The organism is Moorena sp. SIO4G3 (assembly GCF_010692305.1).
In the GTDB taxonomy this organism is placed as follows: domain Bacteria; phylum Cyanobacteriota; class Cyanobacteriia; order Cyanobacteriales; family Coleofasciculaceae; genus Moorena; species Moorena producens_A.
This window is the reverse complement of the sequence record NZ_JAAHIG010000499.1, coordinates 1-5,678: the sequence shown is the minus strand read 5'-3', so window position 1 is coordinate 5,678 and position 5,678 is coordinate 1. Positions and strand designations below refer to the sequence as shown.

At 44.3% G+C, this 5,678-nt stretch carries 9 protein-coding genes; 7 read left to right on the top strand and 2 right to left on the bottom strand.

The window, feature by feature from the left end:
• Nucleotides 1-200: 200 nt before the first annotated feature.
• A complete protein-coding gene (locus F6J99_RS41145) occupies nt 201-797 on the bottom strand; it encodes an ATP-dependent Clp protease proteolytic subunit (protein ID WP_070393421.1) in 597 nt (198 codons plus the stop codon).
• A 182-nt stretch (nt 798-979) separates the two neighbouring features.
• Entirely contained in the window at nt 980-1,636 is a 657-nt protein-coding gene (locus tag F6J99_RS41140) for an ATP-dependent Clp protease proteolytic subunit (RefSeq protein WP_293070919.1), read from the bottom strand.
• Nucleotides 1,637-1,805: 169 nt separating this feature from the next.
• Between F6J99_RS41140 and F6J99_RS41135 the strand changes: the two genes are divergently transcribed.
• From F6J99_RS41135 to F6J99_RS41105, 7 genes are all read left to right on the top strand, one after another.
• Entirely contained in the window at nt 1,806-3,047 is a 1,242-nt protein-coding gene (locus tag F6J99_RS41135; protein WP_070393420.1) for a VWA domain-containing protein, read from the top strand.
• Nucleotides 3,048-3,540: 493 nt separating this feature from the next.
• A complete protein-coding gene (locus F6J99_RS41130) occupies nt 3,541-3,747 on the top strand; it encodes a ssl1498 family light-harvesting-like protein (protein WP_365975266.1) in 207 nt (68 codons plus the stop codon).
• A gap of 84 nt (nt 3,748-3,831) precedes the next feature.
• A complete protein-coding gene (locus tag F6J99_RS41125) occupies nt 3,832-4,017 on the top strand; it encodes a ssl1498 family light-harvesting-like protein (RefSeq protein WP_365975264.1) in 186 nt (61 codons plus the stop codon).
• An 84-nt stretch (nt 4,018-4,101) separates the two neighbouring features.
• Complete coding sequence (locus tag F6J99_RS41120) at nt 4,102-4,287, top strand: ssl1498 family light-harvesting-like protein (protein WP_365975264.1); 186 nt, start codon at nt 4,102-4,104, stop codon at nt 4,285-4,287.
• Nucleotides 4,288-4,341: 54 nt separating this feature from the next.
• A complete protein-coding gene (locus F6J99_RS41115; RefSeq protein WP_193431346.1) occupies nt 4,342-4,572 on the top strand; it encodes a hypothetical protein in 231 nt (76 codons plus the stop codon).
• A 77-nt stretch (nt 4,573-4,649) separates the two neighbouring features.
• The gene (locus F6J99_RS41110) at nt 4,650-4,880 is read left to right on the top strand and encodes a hypothetical protein (protein ID WP_070393414.1); all 231 of its coding nucleotides are present in this window, start codon (nt 4,650-4,652) and stop codon (nt 4,878-4,880) included.
• Between the two features lie 11 nt (nt 4,881-4,891).
• The gene (locus F6J99_RS41105) at nt 4,892-5,083 is read left to right on the top strand and encodes a DUF2949 domain-containing protein (protein WP_293122191.1); all 192 of its coding nucleotides are present in this window, start codon (nt 4,892-4,894) and stop codon (nt 5,081-5,083) included.
• The last annotated feature ends 595 nt before the right edge of the window (nt 5,084-5,678 follow it).

Here is a 5,678-nt window from a genome sequence, read left to right as displayed (position 1 = left end):
TTCAGATACTCCGAGGATTTCGCGGGCTTTTCTGGGTGAGACATACCTCATAATCTCCGGCAGTTCCTGGCAACCTTTCTATATACTAACAAAGATTGCCGGAAATTGCCGGAGATTGCCGGAAAAAGATACTTCTATCTTTAGCCGTTAATAACCGGCTTGGCGGCGTAAGTTCTGATCAAATTGACCAGACCAACACTCTAGGGTGCTCTTTGGTCAATGACTTGGTCAATCAAGCCATACTCCTTGGCTTCATCGGCTGACATGAAAAAGTCCCGATCCATGTCTTTTTCGATTTTCTCTAGGGCTTGACCGGTATTTTGGGCGTAGATTTCATTGAGTTGATGGCGGATCCGCAAAATTTCCCTAGCTTCAATCTCAATATCCGTCGCTTGTCCACGAGTTCCCCCAGAGGGTTGGTGAATCATAATCCTGGAGTGAGGCAAGGCTATCCGTTTTCCTTTTTTACCTGCAGCTAGCAGGAAAGACCCCATGGAGGCAGCTAGACCAACACAAACGGTGACTACATCGGATTTGATATGCTGCATGGTGTCATAAATAGCCATGCCTGCGGTGACTGAACCACCAGGAGAGTTTATGTAGAGGATAATATCTTTGCTATTATCTTCAGAGTCGAGATATAGCATCACCGCAATGATTTGGTTGGTGATTTCGTCATCAACCTCTTTGCCTAGAAAAATAATCCGTTCCCGGTAGAGACGGTTGTAGATGTCAATCCACTCAGTATACTGACTTCCTGGCATCTGGTAGGGAACTTTGGGCACACCAATTGGCATAATTTGCTCCGAATTAGTACTAGATTGTGGGAAGGTGATAGCACCTCAAGTAGCGTGCGTGGCACAGGCTTCTAGCCTGTGGGTAGCGCATAAGCTGATTGCTGATTGCTGATTGCTGATTGCTGATTGCTGATTGCTAATAGCTGTTGGCGTAGCCTGCGCGTAGCGCATAAGCTTACAACTTAAGTAATACCAGCAGGAATTTGACTATCAACCTCTTGAGGTTCTAACACCCTGTCGATCAAACCATACTCTTGGGCTTGGTGAGGTGTCATGTAAAGGAACCGATCCATATCTTTGGCAATTTTTTCTTGGTCTTGACCGGTATTGCGAGACAAGATATTCAGCATCGTCTTCTTATTGGTCAGAACTTCTTGAGCACGAATTTGGATATCCGTCGCTTGACCCTGGGCATAACTCCTGGGCTGATGTAGGACAATAGTGGCATTGGGTAAACTTGCCCGACAGCCTTTAGTTCCTGCGGAGAGTAGCATTGCTGCCATCCCGAGGGCTGAACCAATACAAATAGTGTGGATAGGGGGCTTGATGTAATTTATGGTGTCACAGATGGCAAAGGCTTCGGTTTCAAAACCCACGGGTTGGCCATCGTAACGGGATGTGCCGGTGGAATTGATGTAAATTTTAATGGGCTTGTCTGGGTCGTCGTACTGTAAATACAACAGTTCGGCAATAATTAATTCTGTTACCGCACTCACCAAGGGCATACCCAAATATACAATCCGCTCACTTAACAACAGCGAGGGTAAGTCTGGTGGCGGTGTCCGCTGGGCAGGTCTACCATAGTAGGTGGATTGAACAGCCTGAATGGGTCGTTTCATGATATTTGGGGCTGCAATAATGGCACTATCTTTAACCAGTGTAGCTTGCAATACTTTCTTCGTGACTTTGTTCGTGCCGGTTAGCACCCTGAAGGTTAAGACTGTAACATAGGGGAAAACTGCCTACACCCATAATCAATTACCCTTGCTGCTTGAGGAGCTATCTAAAATGAAAGTTGGTTTGCACCCAGCCCTTAACGATACTAATATTGATGCTAATCAACCGAGTAGTCAGCGTCAGTTATCCATGGCGATTTCTGCGATCGCTGCTTCCTCCAGTCGAAGTGTACCCTTGAATTTGTGTCTGGTACTCGACCACAGTGGATCCATGCATGGGCAGCCTCTGGAAACTGTCAAGCAAGCAGCAGTGGGGTTAATTGAGCGCTTGCAACCGGATGACCGCCTCTCGATTGTGGCCTTTGACCACAGAGCCAAAGTGCTGGTTCGCAATCAACCGATGGGCAACCTAGACCAAATCAAACGAAAGATTAACCGACTTGCGGCTGATGGGGGTACCGCCATTGATGAAGGTCTAAAGCTAGGGGTTAAAGAATTAATTAAAGCTAAACAAGACACGGTATCTCAGGTGTTTCTGCTCACTGATGGGGAAAACGAACATGGAAATAATGAAAGCTGCATAAAATTAGCTGAACTGGCTGCTGAAAATAACTTGACTATCAACAGTCTGGGATTCGGTTCCAACTGGAACCAAGATATTTTGGAAAAAATTTCGGATATTGCTACTGGTAGCTTGTCTTACATTGAAGAACCAGAGCAAGCCCTGAGTGAGTTTGCACGTTTGTTCAACCGCATGCAGTCTGTGGGCTTAACTAATGCTTATCTGTTGTTGGATTTAATGCCAAAAGTGCGGTTAGCAGAGCTCAAACCCATCGCCCAAGTAGAACCAGATGCCATTGAACTCCCAGCACAATCACAAGGCGATCGCTTTATGGTACGTTTGGGAGACTTGATGACTGATTCAAAACGGGTGATTCTCGCTAACTTGTATGTTGGTAAAATGCCAGAGGGTCGTCAAACCATTGCCCATATACAAGTCAGATATGATGACCCATCCAGTGGTGGACAAGAGTTACTCTCGGAAATCGTGCCAGTCCAGGCAAATTTCCAGCAGGTTTATCAACCAGTTCCCAATCCTGAGGTACAGAAGCATATTCTAGCTTTAGCTAAATATCGTCAGACTCAAATTGCGGAAACGAAATTACAGCAGGGCGATCGCGCTGGGGCTGCCACCATGTTACAAACTGCGGCAAAAACCGCTATCCAGATGGGGGATAAAGGAGCCGCAACGGTACTGCAAACCAATGCTACGATTTTGCAAACTGGGGAAGACCTCTCAGAAGCTGATCGTAAGAAAACCAGAATTGTGTCTAAGACTCTGTTGCAGGAGTGATCAATTGCAGGAGTAATCAATAAGGGTAGGGCATGATCCTTGCCCCCCTTTGCCAAAACATGTGTTTATATCAACAGAACTTACCCAGTCAGTCCTATCCAAACATCTTGCTACACATCGGATCAGCCTATAAACTCCTCATCTAAAGGCTGACTAGGATCGGGCTCGGGGGATGCCATCTATGCCTAAAGATATAGGCCGAAAGTAATAACTTAAACAATCACACTTAAACCCTTAGACTTAAACACTCAGATTTAAACAGTTATAAATAAGGATTAGCAGCCATTATTTGGTTTTATAGGCGTAATTAGGATTAATTACGCCTATTTACTGCTGTTTACTATTCACACCTTAGGCTTTTTACCTTTTTGTCGGGTTTTTACACCTGAACCTGTACGGTCAACCCTACAGCCAGTCCCTGTCAAGCTATTGCAAAAAAAATTTACAAAGTGTTATATTTATTTACAGAAAGACGAAAGGAGAAAAAAACCAAATGACTTTCAGCACTGACACCATTACCAAGTCCACTATGTACACCACTGTTGATGAAACCGGAGTCCTCAACAACTACGCCCCTGAAACCGAGATTTACTACGCAGATTTCCCAACACCCGAACAGCAGCGTAATTATATTTCCCAAGGTGCTATAGCTAGCTTCTTAGTCAGCTTGTTAATTTTGACTGCCTTCGGTATCAGCTAAACCATTGCTTACTTGTTAAACCCAAAGCTTGTAGAACACAAAGACGAAAGGAGAAAAAACCAAATGACTTTCAGCACTAACACCATGACCAAGTCCACTATGTACACCACCGTTGATGAAACTGGAGTGCTCAACAACTACGCCCCTGAAACCGAGATTTACTACGCAGATTTCCCAACACCCGAACAGCAACGTAATTATATTTCCCAAGGTGCTATAGCTAGCTTCTTAGTCAGCTTGTTAATTTTGACCGCCTTCGGTATCAGCTAAACCATTGCTTACTTGTTAAACCCAAAGCTTGTAGAACACAAAGACGAAAGGAGAAAAAACCAAATGACTTTCAGCACTAACACCATGACCAAGTCCACTATGTACACCACCGTTGATGAAACTGGAGTGCTCAACAACTACGCCCCTGAAACCGAGATTTACTACGCAGATTTCCCAACACCCGAACAGCAACGTAATTATATTTCCCAAGGTGCTATAGCTAGCTTCTTAGTCAGCTTGTTAATTTTGACCGCCTTCGGTATCAGCTAAACCATTGCTTACTTGTTAAACCCAAAGCTTGTAAAAAACACAAAGGAGAAAATGATGACTATTGTAATTTCACTGTTAATTGTTGGTTGGACTGCTGCGGCCCTAATTGGTACTCAAGCTTACTTCCGTGGTGAGCAAACCAAGCCCATCCATGAGCGCAACTGGCGTAGTGAGTCTTTCAACAAACTCGCCAAATCCGTGACTGGTCAAGACACTGACTATAGCGATCGCACTCCGGCCTATGCCATGGATGCTTTTGCTAGCAACTCTCTGCCCAATTCCTAATCTTGAAGCATTTGACAGATCAAGCAATGCTTTAACGGTTTGACCCAAAGCTTGTAAAAAACACAAAGGAGAAATCGATGACTATTGTAATTTCACTGTTAATTGTTGGTTGGACTGCTGCAGCTCTAATTGGTACTCAAGCTTACTTCCGTGGTGAGCAAACCAAGCCCATCCATGAGCGCAACTGGCGTAGTGACTCTTTCAACAAACTGGCCAAATCCGTCACTGGTCAAGACACTGACTATAGCGATCGCACTCCCGCCTATGCCATGGATGCTTTTGCTAGCAACTCTCTGCCCAATTCATAAACCAGAGGTCGATGCAGTCTTCAGTGCTAACTAGATTGATTCGTTGGTTACAGGAAGAGTTACAGATTCCTGGGGCTTCCATTGCCCTGGCCCTACGCCAGGGCGAACCAAGCCCAACCTTTTTACCCATGATTCTTTGGCAATACGGACTAATTACATTACATCAATTAGATCAAATCTTTGATTGGTTGGAAGCCGTCTAAATCTATCTCTCGATATATAGCATTTATAGTTGAGTTGTGAACAGAATCCCTTAGGGAAAGGCAAGAGGCAAGAGGCAAGAGGCAAGAGTTAATCAACTATATAGGAATTTTTGGTAGCGATGCAGCAAGGGAACAGGGGGTTTCCCTCATGAGCGACTGCATAAAGACAAGGTCAAAAACGGTAATCGTTTTTTCCAATTCCTACACGAAATGCTATATATAATAAACCCATCTAAATTCTAGAAGCCTGACTGACCAAAGATTTCACAATTAATCAGCAAAAATACTTATCTAGCCCCTCTAAATTCTAAAAGCCTGACTGACCAAAGATTTCACAATTAATCAGCAAAAATACTTATCGTAGGCATTTCAAAATAAGATGGGTTTACCCTGATCAAGTAAGTCACGGATTTTAGAGTTAATACCAATTCTCAAGACTGACACCGCTACACGTCAATTTCATCTCCCCATCTCCCCATCTCCCCATCTCCCCATCTCCCCATCTCCCCATCCGAATCTGTAGTCCTACTTTGAACAATTTGTATAACTTTTAACCGTACCCTGGTAGGCTAAGAGTGAGGGCTTTTACCCTCTA

What these genes read in the sequence shown, in the direction of transcription:
- F6J99_RS41145 (WP_070393421.1), bottom strand. Translation starts at nt 797, where the DNA reads ATGCCAATTGGTGTGCCCAAAGTTCCCTACCAGATGCCAGGAAGTCAG.
- F6J99_RS41140 (WP_293070919.1), bottom strand. Translation starts at nt 1,636, where the DNA reads ATGAAACGACCCATTCAGGCTGTTCAATCCACCTACTATGGTAGACCT.
- F6J99_RS41135 (WP_070393420.1), top strand. Translation starts at nt 1,806, where the DNA reads ATGAAAGTTGGTTTGCACCCAGCCCTTAACGATACTAATATTGATGCT.
- F6J99_RS41130 (WP_365975266.1), top strand. Translation starts at nt 3,541, where the DNA reads ATGACTTTCAGCACTGACACCATTACCAAGTCCACTATGTACACCACT.
- F6J99_RS41125 (WP_365975264.1), top strand. Translation starts at nt 3,832, where the DNA reads ATGACCAAGTCCACTATGTACACCACCGTTGATGAAACTGGAGTGCTC.
- F6J99_RS41120 (WP_365975264.1), top strand. Translation starts at nt 4,102, where the DNA reads ATGACCAAGTCCACTATGTACACCACCGTTGATGAAACTGGAGTGCTC.
- F6J99_RS41115 (WP_193431346.1), top strand. Translation starts at nt 4,342, where the DNA reads ATGACTATTGTAATTTCACTGTTAATTGTTGGTTGGACTGCTGCGGCC.
- F6J99_RS41110 (WP_070393414.1), top strand. Translation starts at nt 4,650, where the DNA reads ATGACTATTGTAATTTCACTGTTAATTGTTGGTTGGACTGCTGCAGCT.
- F6J99_RS41105 (WP_293122191.1), top strand. Translation starts at nt 4,892, where the DNA reads ATGCAGTCTTCAGTGCTAACTAGATTGATTCGTTGGTTACAGGAAGAG.